This is a genomic window from Enterobacter cloacae complex sp. IR5412 (assembly GCF_049237385.1).
Classification (GTDB): domain Bacteria; phylum Pseudomonadota; class Gammaproteobacteria; order Enterobacterales; family Enterobacteriaceae; genus Enterobacter; species Enterobacter intestinihominis.
This window is the reverse complement of record NZ_JBMKHQ010000002.1, coordinates 149,195-167,258: the sequence shown is the minus strand read 5'-3', so window position 1 is coordinate 167,258 and position 18,064 is coordinate 149,195. Positions and strand designations below refer to the sequence as shown.

Sequence of the window (18,064 nt, the reverse complement as noted above, 5' to 3'; positions counted from 1 at the left end):
ATAATTATTGCTGATATTCATCTAAATGCTTTTCACCCGCCAGTTCGCTGCTTATACCGCAGAATTATAAGAAATTCTTTTTTGGTCATTTAAAAGCTGATAACGGGTGTTTACTATCTTTTGGACATCCATACTGCTAAACCGCTATATGCGAAACGGATAACAAATAAGAATGATCGTACTCAGCAATATTTCGAAGGTTTTTGACAACGGGAAACAGGCGCTGACAGCCGTTGATAACGTCAACCTGACGATAGAGCAGGGACAGATTTACGGGATCATTGGTTACAGCGGGGCCGGGAAAAGTACGCTGATCCGTCTGCTGAACGGTCTGGAAAAGCCCAGCGTCGGCAGCGTCACCATTAACGGCCAGGATATCTCCGCCGCGAAGGGAGAAGCGCTGCGTCAGGCACGCCTGAAAATCAGCATGGTGTTCCAGCACTTTAATCTGCTCTGGTCGCGCACGGTGAAGGAAAACATCGCCTTTTCAATGCAAATTGCCGGTGTGCCAAAAGCGCAAATTCAGGCTCGCGTTGCCGAGCTGGTGGAGCTGGTCGGCCTGAAGGGGCGCGAGAATGCCTACCCGTCCCAGCTGAGCGGCGGGCAAAAACAGCGTGTGGGCATTGCCCGCGCGCTGGCCAATCATCCGGACGTACTGCTGTGTGACGAAGCCACCTCGGCGCTGGATCCGCAGACCACCGATCAGATCCTCGATCTGCTCCTGGACATTAACCGTCGTTTTAACCTGACCATCGTACTCATTACGCATGAGATGCATGTGGTGCGCAAAATCTGCGACCGTGTGGCGGTAATGGAGAACGGCAAGGTGGTGGAAGAGGGGGAGGTGCTGAGCGTGTTTACGCATCCTCAGCAGCCGATCACCCGGCAGTTTGTCCGCCAGGTGAGCCAGTACGCGGAGGAAGAGACCTTCAATACCGAACTGGCAAATGAGCTGGAGGGCGCGGTCATCAAGCTCACCTTCACCGGGCACAGCACGCACAGGCCGATCGTCGGAGAACTGACCCTGCGCTACGGCCTACCGTTTAACATCCTGCACGGCAAAATGACGCAAACCGCTCACGGTGTTTTCGGGCAGCTCTGGGTGCACGTGGTGGCATCGGATGAACAACTGAACAATATCCTCGCCGACCTGAAGCAAAGCGATATTGAAGGCGAGGTAATCAAGCATGGCTGAAGAACTCTTTCCGCACCTGAAGTGGGATCAACTTTGGGCTGCAACCCAGGAGACGCTCTACATGACCGCGCTTTCCGGCGTGGCGACGTTTGTTCTGGGGATCGCGCTCGGTCTGGCGTTGTTTTTAACCGCCCGCGGCGGTTTATTCCACAACCGCACGGTCTACAGCGTGATGTCGATTGTGGTGAACGTGTTCCGCTCGATTCCGTTCATCATTCTCATTGTTCTGCTGATCCCGTTCACCAAGACCGTTGTGGGGACCATTCTCGGCGCTAACGCTGCGCTGCCCGCCCTGATTGTGGGCGCCGCGCCGTTCTACGCCCGTCTGGTCGAGATTGCCCTGCGGGAAGTGGATAAAGGGGTAATTGAAGCCACGCGTTCGATGGGCGCACGGCTGAGCACGTTAGTGTTTCGGGTTTTACTGCCGGAATCTTCACCCGCACTGGTTTCAGGTATGACGGTGACGCTGATTGCGCTGGTGAGCTACAGCGCAATGGCGGGGGTGATAGGTGCCGGCGGTTTGGGAAATCTGGCTTATCTGGAAGGATTCCAGCGCAACCATGGTGACGTCACGCTGGTGGCAACGGTGACCATTCTGATCATCGTGTTCATTATCCAGTTCTGCGGCGATGCCATTACTTCACTGTTAGATAAACGCTAATAAATACACACAGGAACCACATCATGAAAAAGACACTGACACTGATCGCCGCAGCCACCCTGAGCGCCCTGAGCTTTGCCTCCTGGGCGGACACGCTCACCGTGGGGGCGTCCAACACCCCGCACGCGGAAATTCTGGAGCAGGCTAAGCCGATTCTGGCGAAGCAGGGGATCGATCTGGAGATTAAACCGTTCCAGGACTACATTCTGCCAAACACGGCGCTGGCAGGGCATGACATTGATGCCAACTATTTCCAGCACATCCCTTACCTGAACAGCGTGCTTAAAGATCATGCGGGCGATAAGGATTATGATTTTGTCAGTGCAGGCGCAATCCACATTGAGCCGATCGGTATCTATTCAAAAAAATACAAATCGCTGAAGGATCTGCCGGAAGGCGGCAAAATCATCATGCGTGATGCGGTTTCCGAGGAAGGGCGTATTCTCTCCATCTTCGAAAAAGAGGGCGTGATCAAACTGAAGCCAGGCATCGATAAAGTGACCGCGCGCATCAGCGATATTGTGGAGAACCCGAAAAAGCTGCAATTCACCCCTAACGTCGAGGCATCTCTGCTGCCGCAGATGTACAACAACGACGAAGGTGCTGCGGTGGTGATCAACGCCAACTACGCAATTGATGCTGGTCTGGATCCGGTCCACGATCCAATTGCGGTTGAAAGCGGTGAGAATAACCCGTACGCCAACATCATTACCGTTCATCGCGGTGATGAGAAGAAGAAGGATATCGTCGCGCTGGTGAACGTGCTGCACTCCAAAGAGATTCAGGACTGGATCCGCACCAAATACAAAGGCGCGGTCATCCCGGTAAACAACTAATCGCCTGATTTTCCAGACGAAGCCCGGCGAACAACACGCCGGGCTTCTTTTTTGTATCCAGCCGACGAATGATTTAAGCTGACGGTTTAGGGCAACGGAGTGATGGCAATGGGCAATGTGACCAAAGACGAAGCGCTGTACCAGGAGATGTGTCGGGTGGTTGGCAAGGTCGTTCTGGAGATGCGTGACTTAGGGCAGGAGCCCAAGCATATCGTGATTGCCGGGGTACTGCGTACCGCGCTGGCGAACCAGCGCGTTAAGCGCAGTGAGTTGACCACCAAAGCGATGGAAACGGTGGTTAAAGCGCTGGCCGGTTAGGACGACAGCGTCTCGCGAGTTTTTCAGATCCCGCATATCAACAGTCATTATTGTTATTTCCTCTTCATGATGAAGGCGTGTTTAACTGAGTCCAGGTTAAGCGAGAAGGGTAATGACGATGAAAAAATGGATAAGCACGTTACGGCGGTTTTTTGCGCCCCGACCAGCGAATGCGGAGAACAGCGCGCAACGTGTTCTTGAGTCAATACTGCCTGTCGCCAGCCTCTATGGCGTGGACGTAGCCAACATCGACCCGGAGTGGTTCTATGTTAAAACGTCACGCTGAACTTCGCCGGACGCGCGAAATGTACTGGAATGAGCTGTGCGTGATGCGTGTAAAGTGAGAATGAAGGGAAAAATGCCCTGGCTAATCCTCGGTAAACGATAGCCGTTTTGTTACCACTATCTCCTTTCTCAGATGGAGATGATAATGAAACGGACAGTATTAACCCCCGCGCTTTCTGCCACCGTGCTATTGCTTGCCATGCAGGCGGCACACGCTGGTCCACAGGCGCATGTTGTATGCAGTTATTCCCATACCCTCGGCGATGATGCCATTATGATGTACGGCATGCCCAACGAGGCCATGCTGCACGATTTTTTTGGTAACGTGCAAACGGATGCTTACTCCAGCCATGAATCGCTGCGTACCCAGGAAAAGACCACCTGCGATAACAAAGCAGACAGCTCGGCCTACTGGGCTCCGTCGCTAAAATTACCGGACGGAACGGTGGTCAAACCCGCCTATCAAAAAACCTATTATCAGGCATCGAACGTTGACGCCTGGCCGCTGCACCCGTTCCCGGCGGGACTGTCGCTGCTGGCGGGCGATCATCACGGCACCGCGCCAAATCCACATATCACCTTTTTATGCGCCAACGGCAAGGGCTACACCACCAGAACGGGTGAAGTCTGCGGCTTACGCAAGGCGAAGGATGCCGTGCAGTTTAATATCGGCATTCAGTTCCCGAACTGTTGGGACGGGGTCAACCTGAAGCCCGCCCACGGCCTGGCTAACGCCACCTACGATACGAAAGGACAGTGTCCGTCCGCCTTCCCGGTGAAGATCCCGACGGTGAACATGAATATTGCGTACGTGCTTCCGACAATTAGCTCTCTGGATACCAGTAAAGTCCAGCTTTCCCTCGACCCCACCATGCATGGCAGTGAACGTGAAGAGCGATGGGGGAGCCTGTATACGGCGCATGCTGACTTCATGAACGGCTGGACGGAAGATGCCGCGCGCTTTATGACCGACCTGTGCATGAACCGCGGAATGGATTGCGGCACCACCGTGCCGTATGGTTATTCAAAAGCGAAGGCCAACGTCTGGCTCAGCAGCATGGAACCCGCACTTTCACAACCCGATCCCCAGGTCTTACTGGTGCAGGATAACTGGAAGAACGGTGGACGCACGAAAAACAGCGAAACATTGTCGCTGGTGAAGTTCAACATTCCTCCGCTGCCTGCCGGACAGGATCCTGCCCAGTTTAAATACCGCGTGAGAATTTATGGCGGGAAAGTGGAAACCAACGGCGCGGATCAAATCTTCTTCTATCCGGCGAGCAACGACTGGGATCCGGCCACCGTGAGCTGGCATTCACGGCCGCCCTGCAACTATCGTTCGGATGCGGTGCTTTACCTGAACCACTCCCGCGAATACCGGATGGTGGACGTGGATAAAGCGGTGCGCAAGGCGCTGGCAGAAGGGAAAACCGATATTTCGTGGTATATCGGCGGCGATCGTCAGGGAAATCACTATCAGTTTGAGACGGGGTCATCTCAACAAAGCCTGATCCTGATGCTGACCGGGTTTAGCAAAACGCCGGAGATCTGATAGCGGGTAGCAAATGTATTCATAAAAAAAGCACCGGGGAGCCCGGTGCTTTTTCTTCAGATCTTGCAGGCATCGCCGCAGTCGTCATCGGCGACAATCGCCTGGGCTTTTTTATCCGCATCGTCGAGACGTTCCGCGTTGCGCTCTTCTGCTTCATCCAGCCCGTTAAAGACTAAGTTATCGAGATCAATTTCCATGTGCCACCTGCGTTATTCAGTTTTTGATACTGGCACAGTATAAGTCAAAAAAAGCGGGCCAGGCACCCCTCAGCACATATGGATAATCCCTGCCATACTCAGTGCTTTATTGCTGAGGAAAGCCGATGATTACACTCTGTAAAACCTGCGGTACCGCTTACGATGAACAGCCCAAAAACTGCCCGATTTGCGACGATGAGCGCCAGTATGTCCCGGTGACGGGCCAGGCATGGACGGACTTCGACAGCCTTACGACCACGCACACCAACAAATGGCAACAGCTGGAGCCACAGCTGTTCAGCATCAAAACCGTTCCCGCTTTTGCCATCAACCAGCGGGCGCTTCTGCTGAGTACGCCGCAGGGCAATGTTCTGTGGGACTGCATCGCTAACCTCGATCCGGCGACCAGAGCGTTAGTTGACGCGCTCGGGGGCATCAGCGCGATCGCGATTTCGCACCCGCATTACTACACCACCATGCAGGAGTGGGCCGCCGCGTTTAACGCGCCGATCTATCTGCACGCCAGCGATCGGCAGTGGGTGATGCGTGACAGTCCGGCGATACGCTTCTGGGAGGAGGACGCCCTGGAGATTATGCCGTCGGTGACGCTGCTGCGTCTGGGCGGGCATTTTGCAGGCGGCACGGTGCTGCACTGGCAGTCAGGCGACGGCGTGCTGCTGGCCGGTGATATTTTGCAGGTTACGCCTGGTAAGGACGCCGTGTCGTTTATGTGGAGTTATCCGAATATGCTGCCGCTGCCTGCCCGCACCGTTGAGGCGGTGATCGGTCGACTGACCGGGAAAACGTACCAGCGACTGTACGGGGCCTTTGAAGGGCAAAACATCCCGGCGAACGCAGATGAGATTGTGCAGCGGTCGGGCCAGAAATATATTGCTTGTCTCCGCTAAGGCACGGTGGTTAAATTTTACGAGTGTGATCGCGATCATACCTAAACTAAAACAGATAAAAGAGAAATGGCTATGCAACATATCATTGAAGGTTTTCTCAGCTTTCAAAAAGAGATTTTCCCGCAACGTAAAGAGCTTTTTCGTAGTTTAGCGTCCAGTCAGAATCCCAAAGCGCTGTTTATCTCCTGCTCCGACAGCCGTCTGGTTCCGGAACTGGTCACGCAGCAGGAGCCAGGACAGCTCTTTGTCATTCGAAACGCGGGCAACATTGTGCCACCGTTCGGGCCGGAGCCTGGCGGTGTCTCTGCAACCATCGAATACGCGGTAGTGGCCCTTGGCGTGACCGATATTGTTATTTGCGGCCACTCCAACTGCGGCGCGATGAAGGCGATTGCTGACAACGCCGATCTGGAGCCGATGCCAGCCGTTTCCCACTGGCTGCGCTATTCTGATGCGGCAAAAGCGGTGGTTGAGAAGAAAACCTGGGATCAGCCAATCGATAAAGTGAATGCGATGGTGCAGGAGAACGTCTTTGCTCAGCTGAGCAACATCAAGACCCATCCGTCGGTGGCGGTAGGCCTGCGCAACAACGCCATTCGCCTGCACGGCTGGGTGTATGATATTGAAAGCGGCAAAATCCTTGCCCTGGACAAGAACACTAAATCCTTCGTGTCGTTGTCGGAAAACCCGGAAGTCTTCTTCGAGTAATCCGACACCGCAGGGCAGGGAAGCCCTGTTAAAACTCCATGAAAGGTAATTTTCGTCGCACGCCCGACGCAGGATTCCCCGCCGCTTTCGCCATCGCTTTACCAATTTCAGCGCACTCAGACAAACCCTGAACAAACGGATGATCGTGCATCAGCCAGGGGATCGCCCCAAAAGCGATACGTCCGCGCAGAGACGCAGGTGACAGCAACGTGTAGTCTTCCCCCACGTCCGGTATTTCATCCCCCGTTTCCTCAAGCTGTTTGCGCAGCGTCGGGAAGGGAATATCCTTATTTCTGAGCGGTTTCTGCCCGCGGGCATCGATAAAGACGTCGAAGCGATAACGCTTTTCTTTCGTGGTGATGACGGTCTGATCGCTGCCGATATCCAGGTCGTAATCATCACCGAGTGCGACTACGCTAATGATCCCTGCCTCGCGCAGTGCCAGTAACCGGCGGATAGACTGCGGTGGAATGGCGGCATAGTTATCAATAAACACACGCTCCAGCCCGGATTTAAACCGTTCTCTGTCACGTTCATTGAGTGAAGGGACAATGGCCTGAACTACTTCATGCAGACGAAGCACGGTATAGCGCCAGGCAACGGTGCGTTTCTCGCACTTATTGCGCTCCACTTCTTTCAGATTCGCTTCGGCCCAGGTGAAAGGACCATGCTTTTTACGATCCTCAAACCAGACATCACGAAGCGTGTCAGCATTCAGCGTGCCGATCGCTATCGCCTGGCACCAGCGCGGATCGGCCAGCTCAAGCTCTTTCACCATCAGCGCAAAGATGCGGTCAAGCAGCCCGTCAGGGCCTTTGGCAATTTCGCTTTCTGCCACAGACTCCGTTAACACCGACAGCGGTTCATAAGGGATAGGGCAGTAAAAGTCGGCCTCCGGAAGAACGCCCGAGCGGGACATCAGCGTGATGTTTAGCCCCTCACTACCTTTATTGACAACGAACTGCTCCCCGCTAAACCGACCATGCTGCATTACTACCGCCATAGCAGCGTCCAGTCCGCTGAGGGAGGTACCCATAATCCCCACCTCACAGGCTCGGATATCCGCGTCCATCAGTCCCGACCATGGGCTTGGGAAATAGTCGCGGGTGGATTCATCTTCATCAGGCCAGACGTGACCGGTGGCGACCACTGCAAGATCAAACCGCCTTGAGAAAGGGGCATCGTTCACTGACAGGGCCACGCCGTCTGCATCAGCCTTAATATCAGTGACTTCTGCGTTGGGATGAACCTCGATATGAAACCCAGCCTTTTTCGCCTCGGCAACGACGGCGAGAAAGCGGTCGTGAAAATATTCACCCAGCAGAATACGCGGCAGAAACTGCCGGTCATTCAGTCTGTCTTTGTCGACGTTATAGCGGGCAAGATGGGCTTCACTCTGCTGTTTGAGCCAGTCGAGGTAGGTGATAAAAATGGGCGGGATTTCGATACTGGCGATATTCGCCAGCATCAGCCGGGAGTTATCCTCGTCGCTGTAGGGCATCCCTACGCCGGGTTGGTCTGCTTTTTCGAACACGGTGACCGACAGCGGTGCTGCGTTGTTAAGAAGTGAGTAAAAGGTGTAAATCCCTGTTGGGCCTGAGCCGATAATGGCGATTTTTTTCATCGAAAGCGTTCCTGCGTTTCTGAACCATAGAATAAGCGTAGCAGGAGAAAGGTTAAGTCATTCAATGAAGGGAAAAATTAAGACGTTCAGAAGAGGATTTTTGCACCATTTCAGGACTGAAATGGTGCGTCCGAGTGGACTCGAACCACCGACCCCCACCATGTCAAGGTGGTGCTCTAACCAACTGAGCTACGGACGCAGAATGGTGCGTTCAATTGGACTCGAACCAACGACCCCCACCATGTCAAGGTGGTGCTCTAACCAACTGAGCTATGAACGCATTGTGTTGTCGGTGACAACGGGGACGAATATTAGCGGCACAGCCCCAAGGTGGCAAGAGGGAAAATGCATTTTTCTCTCTGATTTCACGCGATTGCTTCATTACCGCGCAAAGTGAAGAGAAAGTAGCCGCCAGCCGGCGGCTACTGTGTCATTAACGCGCAGCGCGTTGCAAAATTACCGCAGACGACTGACGTTGCAGGAAGCGCATGCGCAGCATCATCATAATGGCTGCAGACGTTAAGCCGATGATAAAGCCCATCCAGAATCCGGCTGGCCCCATGCGATCCACCACCAGATCCGTGAGCGCCAGAATATACCCACTCGGCAGGCCCAGAACCCAGTAAGCGATAAAGGTGATAAAGAAGATGGAACGCGTATCTTTATACCCACGCAGCACGCCGCTGCCAATTACCTGGATGGAGTCAGAGATCTGGTAAATGGCCGCCAGCAGCATCAAATGCGAGGCCAGGGTCACTACTTCCGGGTTGTCGTTATAGAGCAGGGCAATTTGCTCACGCAACAGCACGGTAAAGAGCGCGGTACAGACTGCCATGCAGACGCCGACGCCCAGCCCGGTGCGGGCTGCCGTTTGCGCATCCAGCGTCGAGCCTTGCCCCAGACGGAAGCCAACGCGAATCGTCACCGCAGCAGCCAGGGACATCGGCAGGACGAACATCAAAGAGCTGAAGTTCAGGGCGATCTGGTGGCCTGCCACGTCAATAATCCCTAACGGCGAGACCAGCAGGGCGACAACGGCAAACAGCGTCACTTCAAAGAACAGCGCCAGCGCAATGGGCAGACCCAGTTGGGTAAGGCGGCTCATCATCGACCAGTCAGGCGTGCTAAAGGCGGTGTCGTTACGAATGTCGCGCATGGATCGCGCATGTTTAACGTAGGTGAGCATACAGCCGAACATCACCCAGTACACCGCAGCCGTCGCCACGCCACAACCCACGCCGCCGAGTTCCGGCATGCCAAAATGACCGTAGATGAAGATGTAGTTCACGGGAATGTTCACCAGCAAGCCGATAAAGCCCATCACCATGCCCGGCTTGGTTTTTGCCAGCCCTTCACACTGGTTACGAGCCACCTGGAAGAAGAGATAACCGGGCGCGCCCCAGAGCAGGGCGCGCAGATAACCGACTGCTTTATCTGCCAGCGCCGGGTCGATATTATGCATGGCGCGAATAATATACCCGGCGTTCCACAGGACGATCATAATCAGGACGGAGACACCCCCGGCCAGCCAGAAGCCCTGGCGCACCTGATGGGCTACGCGGTCGCGTCGACCGGAGCCGTTAAGCTGCGCGATAACGGGCGTCAGCGCCAGCAGCAGGCCGTGACCAAACAGAATGGCCGGGAGCCAGATTGAGGTTCCGATCGCCACGGCGGCCATATCGGTGGCGCTGTAACCACCGGCCATTACCGTGTCCACAAATCCCATTGCGGTTTGGGCTACCTGCGCGACGATCACCGGTATGGCCAGTGCCAATAACTGACGCGCTTCGATCATATACTTCTGCACGTGAACACCTTTGTATTGTAGTTATTTGAGAGACTAAAAAGGCCGCCGTTACTGGCAGCAAGAAGAAAAAACAGAGGGATGCCAGCTATTGTAGCGGGGTTTAACTAATTATCTAGTGAAAAAATCGCCAGAAATTGCGCATCACTGGCAACCTGTTTTTTCAACTGTTATTGTGGTGGGATTATACGGTGTCATCGCCGTTCGGAATGAACAGGAGCTGTAAGCATGTTTACTGGTATTGTGCAGGGCACTGCCAAAGTGGTGTCCATTGATGAAAAACCGAATTTCCGCACTCACGTAGTTGAGCTGCCTGAATATATGCTCGACGGCATTGAAACCGGGGCGTCGATAGCGCATAACGGCTGCTGCCTGACGGTGACCGAAATTAACGGTAACCAGATAAGCTTTGATTTAATGAAAGAGACGCTGCGCATCACTAACCTGGGTGAGCTGGTGGTGGGGGATACCGTCAACGTTGAACGTGCGGCGAAATTCAGCGATGAGATTGGCGGGCATCTGATGTCGGGCCATATTATGACCACCGCAGAAGTGGCGAAAATCGTGACCTCGGAAAATAACCGTCAAATCTGGTTTAAGGTGCAGGATCCGTCATTAATGAAATACATCCTTTATAAAGGATTTATTGGCATCGATGGGATTAGTCTGACCGTCGGTGAAGTGACGCCAACGCGTTTTTGCGTGCATTTAATTCCTGAAACGCTGCAACGTACTACGCTTGGCGCAAAAAAACTGGGGCAGCGCGTAAATATCGAAATTGATCCGCAGACCCAGGCGGTCGTGGATACCGTTGAGCGCGTGCTGGCGGCGAAAGAGGCGGCGATAATAAAGGCCGTGGAAGAAGAATAAAAAATAACCCCGGGTAACCGGGGTTATTTTTCAGCGGGCCACGCGCAGGCCGTGCTCAATCCCACGACTAAACACCACCTGCCACAGCTGTATATCCCGCGCGCGGAACGCACCCGCGCAGGCATTAAGATAATAGCTGAACATCCGTTTGAATCGTTCCGAATAGTTGTCGGCGATTTCAGGCCATGCAGCCTGGAAACGTTCATGCCAGGCCATCAGCGTGGTGTCGTAATCTGCGCCGAAGTTATGCCAGTCTTCCACAATAAAATGCGGTTCGCTGGCGTTCGCAATCTGGCGAACAGAGGGTAAACAACCATTCGGGAAGATATATTTGTTGATCCAGGGATCCACATTGTTATCGGTGCGTTTAGAGCCGATGGTGTGTAGCAGGAAAATTCCGTCAGGCTTCAGGTTATGGTCGGCGACGTCGAAATAAGTCTTGTAGTTCTTTGGCCCCACGTGCTCGAACATACCCACGGAAACAATCCGATCGAACTGCTCATTCAGGTCGCGGTAATCCTGAAGCCGAATATCGACATCCAGACCCAGACACCGTTCCTGTGCCATCTTCTGCTGTTCAGCTGAAATCGTGACGCCGACTACGCTGACACCGTAATGTTTCGCCATAAACCAGGCAAGGCCGCCCCAACCACAGCCGATGTCCAGCACGCGCATGCCGGGCTGCAACTGCAACTTATCGCAAATCAGCTGTAGCTTATCCTGCTGCGCCTCTTCCAGGGTTGTCGCTTTTTTCCAGTATCCGCAGGAGTACTGCATTAACGGGTCAAGCATACGGCTGAACAGGTCGTTGCCCAGGTCATAATGCTCTTTACCGACGATCCACGCGCGCTTTTTACTTTGCAGATTGAACAGGCGGGCGGAAGCGATACGTAACGTATCTTTGAAATGACGAGGGAGCTGATTTTCAAGACCGGCGCGTAAAACGCTGGAGAAGAACATATCCAGCCGCTCACACTCCCACCAGCCGTCCATATAGCTTTCACCCAGCCCTAACGATCCCTCCTGTAACACGCGTTTGAAAAAATCGGGATGTTTAATCTGGGGATCGGAGGGGGATGAGCCATTAATCGTAATGCCCGCACGTCCCAACAGTTCACTGACGATCCGGGACCAGTTATCGTCCGGAACGCTGACTTCTTCTATACACGATGAACTCATAGCTTCTCCATCACCTTGCTGTGATCAGAACCTTAAAACAGCGTAGACGCTTTTTTGGTTTGTGAGAAATCTCACGGTAAATGCCCGCGAGGCTAATATCCGACGTAGAACAGAGGAAGGGAGATAACCCTTGCCGAAATGCCTTCCATGGTAAAACGGGAGCGCTCCGGCTCCCGTTAACACTTAATATTTATCGTATTTAATCGAACCAAATTCAGTATAGGCCGCAAAATTTGGTGATTCAACAGAAAATTGTTAGCAACCTAATCACTGGTTTTTAACATAGTTTCCCGCGTAATCAGGCGTGCGACGTTTCTGTCTGCGCGTTTTCACTCTGCTCGCGATGGGCGGAGGACTGCATGCGATAACCCAATCCTGCCAGCACAACGGTGACCAGCATCACGCTGGTGGTGGTGAGCAGCGGGGTTGCAATCAATGCAGAGACCACGAGACTTGCCAGGAAGCACAGGCCAAGTTGCAGGGTATTTTGCAGCGCGGCAGCGCGGCCTGTCGCCTGAGGGAATGGACGCAGCGCCTGGGCTACAACAATAGGGTAAATGGCCCCGTTAGCGATCGCCATGACGCAGAACGGAATCAAAATTTCTGCAAGCCCGGCGCCGGGAATAAAGCCGACAGCCCAGGTCGCAATCACGCTTAGCGCATACAGCACCAGCAGCCAGGGCAGCATCTGCTGGCCTTCCCATTTTTGCAGCGCGGCGCGACAGCCATAGCCACCCACCAGGAAGGCGATGGTCTGTGGTACATAGCTCAGGCCGATAGCCGCCGGGCTGTAGCCCATGTCATGCAGAATGAACGGTGAACCGGTAAGCCAGGCAAAGAAGCTGGCAGAGCAGGCGGCATAAATCAGCACGTTACCGCGATAGGCTTTCGACCGCAGTAAAGAGGTAAAGGTGATGGGCTTCGCGTCCGGATGCGTCTCTTTTTTATGCGCAGGTTTAAGCCCGAACGCGGGCAGCATCAGGACCAGCGTGATCGCAAAGAGCGTGGCGAAAATGGCCTGCCAGTCGAAATGCGCCAGGATCCAGCTGCCCAGCAGCGGAGCGAGCGCCGGAGACAGGCCGACCAGCGGCATGATGGTGGCGAAAATGCGGTTAGTGCGTGAGGCGGGGTAGTAATCGGTCACCAGCGCCTGCCAGGTGACCGCTGCGGCACAGACGCCGACCGCCTGAATAAAGCGCAACACCAATAACCAGGCGGCATCGCGGACCCACAGCATGCCCAGACAGCCTACGGCAAAAATCGCCAGTCCCAGCAACAGAACGGGCTTACGGCCAAAACGATCAGAGAGCGGTCCCCAGAGTAGTTGCGCAAAAGCAAAACCTGCAAGGAATAAACTCAAACTGGCGCTGATGGCGGCGGCAGGAGTTTGCAAATCTTCCTGCATCGCGGCGAAGGCGGGCAGATACATGTCGGTCGCCAAAAAGCCCAGCACGCTTAAGCCGCCGAGCCAGACTAAAAATCCTTTCCTGGGTTGCACTTTTTTTCTCCTGAGGAGGCAGGTGTACGTTGGCGCAGAGTGTAGGGAGTGCAAAGCGGCTTGTGAAACGCTAATATTTGGTGGGTGCATTCAAAAAATTTGCAGGCTAAAGATGTGGTCAGATTATTCCCTTGAAGTGGTTGATGCCGTGGCGCGTAACGGCAGCTTTACTGGTGCCGCCCAGGAGTTGCACCGCGTTCCCTCGGCTATCAGCTATACGGTGCGCCAGCTGGAAGCGTGGCTGGCAGTCCCGCTGTTCGAGCGGCGTCATCGCGACGTGGAGCTCACGCCTGCCGGCGCGTGGTTTTTGAAGGAAGGCCGGTCTGTTATCAAAAAAATGCAGATCACCCGTGAGCAGTGCCAGCAGATCGCCAACGGCTGGCGCGGGCATCTCGCTATCGCGGTGGATAACATCGTTAAGCCGGAGCGGACCCGGCAGATGATCGTCGATTTCTATCGTCATTTTTCCGACGTCGAACTGCGTGTGTCGCAGGAAGTGTTCAACGGCGTATGGGATGCGCTGGCGGACGGCAGGGCGGAGATGGCGATTGGTGCAACCCAGGCGATCCCGGTTGGCGGGCGCTACGCGTTTCGCGACATGGGCATGCTGAGCTGGACCTGCGTGGTCGCGCGCGATCACCCGCTGGCGGCGCTGGACGGGCCGCTGAGTGATGACACCTTACGCAACTGGCCCTCGCTGGTGCTGGAAGATACCTCCCGCTCGCTACCCAAGCGCATTACCTGGCTGCTGGATAATCAGCGCCGCGTGGTTGCGCCGGACTGGGAGTCGTCAGCCACCTGTCTGAGCGCGGGGCTGTGCGTTGGCATGGTGCCGGTGCATTTTGCGCGCCCGCGCATCGACGCGGGAGAGTGGGTGGCTCTGACGCTGGAAAACCCTTTCCCGGATGCTGCATGCTGTCTGACGTGGCAGCAAAACGACGTCTCGCCCGCCATGGCCTGGCTGCTGGATTATCTGGGAGACAGCGAAACGCTTAACCGGGAGTGGTTGCGGGGACCAGCGTAGCTGGCCCCGTAAAGAGATTAACGCCGGTAGTCGCGGAACGGACCGTCGGCAACGGAACGGCGTTCAATCAGGCGCGGGTGGACCTCAATGGACTGGGACTGTTCTCGCTTGTTGACGATCCTGTCCATCAGCATATTGAAGGCCGTTTCACCCAGCGAATCTTTCGGCTGGTGAATGGTGGTCAGCGCCGGAGTAAAGAAACGGGCGTTGCGAACGTTATCATAGCCGATCACCGAGATGTCCTGCGGAACGCGCAGGCCGAGTTCATCCGCCGCGCAGAGCGCGCCCATTGCCATGATATCGCCGCCGCAGAACACAGCGGTAGGGCGATGCGGCTGGGAGACGATCTGCTGCATGGCGCGATAGCCCGACTCCGGCTCGAAATCGCCCTGGACAATCCAGTTTTCCGGCACGGTAATCAGCGCCTCTTCCATCGCTTTCATGAAACCGGCCAGACGGCCAGCACCGGTGTTACGCTCCAGCGGGCCCGGGATCACGCCAATTTCACGATGCCCGCGTTCTACCAGATAACGCCCGGCCATGTAGCCGCCTTCAAAGGCGTTATCAATAACAGAGTCGGTGAAGTCTGCGCGCGCCTCGCCCCAGTCCATCACTACCATCGGAATGTGGCGATACTCTTCCAGCATGGAAAGCACCGACTCAGGGTATTCAGAACACATGACCAGCAGGCCGTCGACGCGCTTTTGCGCCATCATCGACAGGTAAGCGCGCTGTTTTTCAATGTTGTTCCATGCGTTGCCCAGAATCAGGGTATAGCCTTTCTGAAAGCAGTTTTTTTCAACGGCTTCGATGATTTCAGCAAAGTAAGCCGCTTCACTGCTGGTGGCCAGCAGGCCAATCGATTTGGTGTGATTAACCTTCAGGCTACGGGCGACCGCACTTGGCGAATAGTGCAGTTCTTTGATTGCTGCCCAAACGGCATTACGCGTCTCTTCTGCGACGAAACGCGTTTTGTTAATAACATGTGATACGGTTGTAGTGGAAACGTTTGCGCGTTTTGCTACGTCTTTAATTGTTGCCATTAAATGTCACTCCAGACCATATCCTAAGCTCCTGAAAAAAATGAAGGTAAACGTTTGCCTTCTCTCACCCTTATTACGCAAACATGAGTTGCGACACGCCGGGAAAACGACACAGGACGTCAGGAGGGGGTCAGTGGCCGGTACGCTAATAAATTTAGCGTGGAATTTTGTCCTATCTTGATGAAAAGGGGAAGAGGTAAAGTGGATATCCGTTTAAATCCTGGAAGATTTTTGACCTGAACTGTGTAAAAATGAGCAAGCTCACTTTTCGTAGGGTGAATAAAAGGAGAAAAATTGATGAGTACCGATCTGAAGTTTTCGCTGTTTACCACCATTGTTGTTCTTGCCCTGATTGTTGCGGGTGGTTTAACCGCTGCGCTGCACTGATTTAGGTGGAGGGAGAGTCTTCTCCCTCCCTTGCCGCTATTGTTACCTCTCCGGCAAAAATCTTTTGCCAAAATGTTAACTTCTCATTTTTTGTGATTGATGTCATGCTTTTGCCTTCTTAGTCTGTGCCGGGCAACGGCACGGTATCCGGAGTCTTTTCATGAAAATCAATTTTCCCCTGCTGGCCCTGGCGATTGGCGCCTTTGGGATTGGCACCACTGAATTCTCCCCGATGGGGTTATTGCCTGTTATCGCCCGGGGTGTGGACGTCTCTATCCCTGCGGCCGGTATGTTGATTAGCGCCTATGCGATCGGCGTGATGGTGGGCGCACCGCTGATGACGCTGCTGCTTTCGCACCGCGCGCGACGCAATGCGCTGATTTTCCTGATGGCAATTTTTACTCTCGGAAATGTGCTTTCCGCGATTTCGCCGGATTACACCACGCTGATGCTTTCCCGTATTCTGACCAGCCTGAACCACGGCGCTTTCTTCGGGCTGGGCTCGGTTGTTGCCGCAAGCGTAGTGCCAAAACATAAGCAGGCCAGCGCGGTAGCCACTATGTTTATGGGCCTCACCATCGCTAATATCGGCGGCGTTCCCGCTGCCACCTGGCTGGGAGAAGCCATCGGCTGGCGTATGTCTTTCCTCGCAACCGCCGGACTGGGCGTGGTCGCGATGGTCGCGCTGTTCTTCTCGCTGCCGAAAGGAAGTGCGGGAGAACGTCCGGAAGTACGTAAAGAGCTGGCGGTGCTGATGCGTCCTCAGGTGTTGTCCGCGCTGCTCACCACGGTGCTGGGGGCAGGGGCGATGTTTACGCTCTACACCTATATCTCCCCGGTGCTGCACGACATAACCCACGCAACGCCACTCTTTGTTACCGCGATGCTGGTGCTGATTGGTGTCGGGTTCTCGATTGGCAACTATCTCGGCGGGAAATTTGCCGACCGCTCCGTCAGCGGGACGCTGAAAGGTTTTTTAACGCTGCTGATTGTCATCATGGTGGTGATCCCGTGGCTGGCGCGAAACGAAGTGGGCGCCGCGATTGCCATGGTGGTGTGGGGCGCCGCAACCTTTGCCGTGGTGCCACCGTTGCAGATGCGTGTAATGCGCGTTGCGCACGAAGCACCGGGGCTTTCTTCGTCCGTGAATATCGGTGCGTTTAACCTGGGCAATGCGTTGGGGGCCGCAGCGGGCGGGGCGGTGATCTCCAGTGGTTTGGGTTACAGCTTTGTGCCGGTGATGGGGGCGATCATTGCCGCACTCGGCTTGCTGCTGGTGTTGATGTCCGGGCGTAAACAGCCAGAAGCGGTGTGTACGGCGGAATAAATAAAAACGCAGAAGGGTTGCCCCTTCTGCGTGTCCCTTATGCGGCGAAGTTCTTCGCAACAAATTCCCAGTTAACCAGTGCCCAAAAATGTTCCAGGTAGTTCGGGCGCGCATTACGGTAATCAATGTAATAGGCGTGTTCCCATACGTCCACGGTCATCAGCGGCGTTGCGCTGGTGGTCAGAGGGGTACCCGCATTAGAAGTGGAAACGATAGCCAGTTTGCCATCAGCCTCTTTTACCAGCCAGGTCCAGCCGGAGCCAAAGTTTTTAACGGCGGCGTCAGTAAATTTCGCTTTGAAATCCGCGAAACTGCCGAACGCGGCGTTAATCGCTGCGGCCAGCTCACCGGTAGGTTCTCCGCCTGCATTTGGAGCCAGGCAGTGCCAGTAGAAGGTGTGGTTCCACACCTGAGCGGCGTTGTTGAATACGCCACCGTCTGAACTGCGCACAATCTCTTCCAGCGTTTTGCCTTCAAAATCGGTGCCCTTGATCAGGTTATTCAGGTTGGTGACATAGGTCTGGTGATGCTTGCCGTAATGGTACTCCAGGGTTTCCGCGGAAATGTGCGGAGCCAGGGCGTCTTTTGCATACGGTAGTGCAGGTAATTCGAACGACATTGCTACTCTCCTTATAGTTTTATACGTTG

Annotated in this window: 19 protein-coding genes and 2 tRNA genes; 12 read left to right on the top strand and 9 right to left on the bottom strand. The window is 54.6% G+C overall.

Annotated elements, in window-relative coordinates; all coding sequences use genetic code 11:
* Positions 1–172: 172 nt before the first annotated feature.
* From ACOTX2_RS04310 to ACOTX2_RS04285, 6 genes are all read left to right on the top strand, one after another.
* The gene (locus tag ACOTX2_RS04310; protein ID WP_063148162.1) at positions 173–1,195 is read left to right on the top strand and encodes a methionine ABC transporter ATP-binding protein; all 1,023 of its coding nucleotides are present in this window, start codon (positions 173–175) and stop codon (positions 1,193–1,195) included.
* On the top strand, positions 1,188–1,856 hold the full coding sequence (locus tag ACOTX2_RS04305; protein WP_017384621.1) for a methionine ABC transporter permease: 669 nt from the start codon (positions 1,188–1,190) through the stop codon (positions 1,854–1,856). The genes ACOTX2_RS04310 and ACOTX2_RS04305 overlap by 8 nt, the downstream gene beginning before the upstream one ends.
* 23 nt (positions 1,857–1,879) lie before the next feature.
* On the top strand, positions 1,880–2,692 hold the full coding sequence (locus ACOTX2_RS04300) for a MetQ/NlpA family ABC transporter substrate-binding protein (protein WP_003857677.1): 813 nt from the start codon (positions 1,880–1,882) through the stop codon (positions 2,690–2,692).
* 108 nt (positions 2,693–2,800) lie between these two features.
* A complete protein-coding gene (gene fumD, locus ACOTX2_RS04295) occupies positions 2,801–3,010 on the top strand; it encodes a fumarate hydratase FumD (RefSeq protein WP_003857676.1) in 210 nt (69 codons plus the stop codon).
* 118 nt (positions 3,011–3,128) lie between these two features.
* Positions 3,129–3,296 (top strand): hypothetical protein, encoded by a 168-nt coding sequence (locus ACOTX2_RS04290; protein ID WP_022647883.1) that lies wholly within the window; start codon positions 3,129–3,131, stop codon positions 3,294–3,296.
* Between the two features lie 144 nt (positions 3,297–3,440).
* Positions 3,441–4,847, top strand: a complete 1,407-nt coding sequence (locus tag ACOTX2_RS04285) for a DUF1996 domain-containing protein (RefSeq protein WP_063148161.1) — start codon at positions 3,441–3,443, stop codon at positions 4,845–4,847.
* A 56-nt stretch (positions 4,848–4,903) separates the two neighbouring features.
* Here the strand turns inward: ACOTX2_RS04285 and ACOTX2_RS04280 are convergent, their stop codons facing one another.
* Entirely contained in the window at positions 4,904–5,044 is a 141-nt protein-coding gene (locus ACOTX2_RS04280; protein WP_003857665.1) for a hypothetical protein, read from the bottom strand.
* A gap of 125 nt (positions 5,045–5,169) precedes the next feature.
* On the opposite strand from ACOTX2_RS04280, the gene ACOTX2_RS04275 reads away from it, so the two are divergent.
* Both ACOTX2_RS04275 and ACOTX2_RS04270 read left to right on the top strand, forming a co-directional pair.
* Positions 5,170–5,952 carry an MBL fold metallo-hydrolase gene (locus ACOTX2_RS04275; RefSeq protein WP_048965526.1) on the top strand — a complete coding sequence of 261 codons (783 nt, stop codon included), beginning with the start codon at positions 5,170–5,172 and terminating at the stop codon, positions 5,950–5,952.
* 72 nt (positions 5,953–6,024) lie between these two features.
* On the top strand, positions 6,025–6,660 hold the full coding sequence (locus tag ACOTX2_RS04270; RefSeq protein WP_022647889.1) for a carbonic anhydrase: 636 nt from the start codon (positions 6,025–6,027) through the stop codon (positions 6,658–6,660).
* A gap of 28 nt (positions 6,661–6,688) precedes the next feature.
* Here the strand turns inward: ACOTX2_RS04270 and ACOTX2_RS04265 are convergent, their stop codons facing one another.
* The 4 genes from ACOTX2_RS04265 to mdtK all read right to left on the bottom strand — a co-directional run bounded on the left by ACOTX2_RS04265 (position 6,689) and on the right by mdtK (position 10,091).
* On the bottom strand, positions 6,689–8,284 hold the full coding sequence (locus tag ACOTX2_RS04265) for an FAD-NAD(P)-binding protein (RefSeq protein ID WP_063148160.1): 1,596 nt from the start codon (positions 8,282–8,284) through the stop codon (positions 6,689–6,691).
* A gap of 122 nt (positions 8,285–8,406) precedes the next feature.
* A tRNA-Val gene (locus tag ACOTX2_RS04260) sits at positions 8,407–8,483 on the bottom strand.
* Between the two features lie 4 nt (positions 8,484–8,487).
* Positions 8,488–8,564 (bottom strand) — tRNA-Val (locus tag ACOTX2_RS04255).
* 153 nt (positions 8,565–8,717) lie between these two features.
* Complete coding sequence (gene mdtK / locus ACOTX2_RS04250) at positions 8,718–10,091, bottom strand: MdtK family multidrug efflux MATE transporter (protein ID WP_032622176.1); 1,374 nt, start codon at positions 10,089–10,091, stop codon at positions 8,718–8,720.
* A 225-nt stretch (positions 10,092–10,316) separates the two neighbouring features.
* Between mdtK and ACOTX2_RS04245 the strand changes: the two genes are divergently transcribed.
* A complete protein-coding gene (locus ACOTX2_RS04245) occupies positions 10,317–10,958 on the top strand; it encodes a riboflavin synthase (RefSeq protein ID WP_022647892.1) in 642 nt (213 codons plus the stop codon).
* 30 nt (positions 10,959–10,988) lie between these two features.
* Here the strand turns inward: ACOTX2_RS04245 and cfa are convergent, their stop codons facing one another.
* Together cfa and punC are read right to left on the bottom strand one after the other, a co-directional pair.
* On the bottom strand, positions 10,989–12,137 hold the full coding sequence (cfa, locus tag ACOTX2_RS04240) for a cyclopropane fatty acyl phospholipid synthase (protein ID WP_022647893.1): 1,149 nt from the start codon (positions 12,135–12,137) through the stop codon (positions 10,989–10,991).
* 298 nt (positions 12,138–12,435) lie between these two features.
* Positions 12,436–13,635, bottom strand: coding sequence for a purine nucleoside transporter PunC (gene punC, locus ACOTX2_RS04235; protein WP_023299943.1), 1,200 nt, complete (start codon positions 13,633–13,635; stop codon positions 12,436–12,438).
* 112 nt (positions 13,636–13,747) lie between these two features.
* Between punC and punR the strand changes: the two genes are divergently transcribed.
* Complete coding sequence (gene punR, locus ACOTX2_RS04230; RefSeq protein ID WP_022647895.1) at positions 13,748–14,659, top strand: DNA-binding transcriptional activator PunR; 912 nt, start codon at positions 13,748–13,750, stop codon at positions 14,657–14,659.
* A gap of 17 nt (positions 14,660–14,676) precedes the next feature.
* Here the strand turns inward: punR and purR are convergent, their stop codons facing one another.
* Positions 14,677–15,702 carry an HTH-type transcriptional repressor PurR gene (purR, locus tag ACOTX2_RS04225; RefSeq protein ID WP_006809011.1) on the bottom strand — a complete coding sequence of 342 codons (1,026 nt, stop codon included), beginning with the start codon at positions 15,700–15,702 and terminating at the stop codon, positions 14,677–14,679.
* Between the two features lie 297 nt (positions 15,703–15,999).
* On the opposite strand from purR, the gene ACOTX2_RS04220 reads away from it, so the two are divergent.
* Both ACOTX2_RS04220 and ACOTX2_RS04215 read left to right on the top strand, forming a co-directional pair.
* Positions 16,000–16,089, top strand: coding sequence for a YnhF family membrane protein (locus tag ACOTX2_RS04220; protein ID WP_003857632.1), 90 nt, complete (start codon positions 16,000–16,002; stop codon positions 16,087–16,089).
* A gap of 160 nt (positions 16,090–16,249) precedes the next feature.
* Complete coding sequence (locus ACOTX2_RS04215; protein WP_063148157.1) at positions 16,250–17,416, top strand: MFS transporter; 1,167 nt, start codon at positions 16,250–16,252, stop codon at positions 17,414–17,416.
* Positions 17,417–17,453: 37 nt separating this feature from the next.
* Here the strand turns inward: ACOTX2_RS04215 and sodB are convergent, their stop codons facing one another.
* On the bottom strand, positions 17,454–18,035 hold the full coding sequence (gene sodB, locus ACOTX2_RS04210) for a superoxide dismutase [Fe] (protein ID WP_017693553.1): 582 nt from the start codon (positions 18,033–18,035) through the stop codon (positions 17,454–17,456).
* Positions 18,036–18,064: the final 29 nt, after the last annotated feature.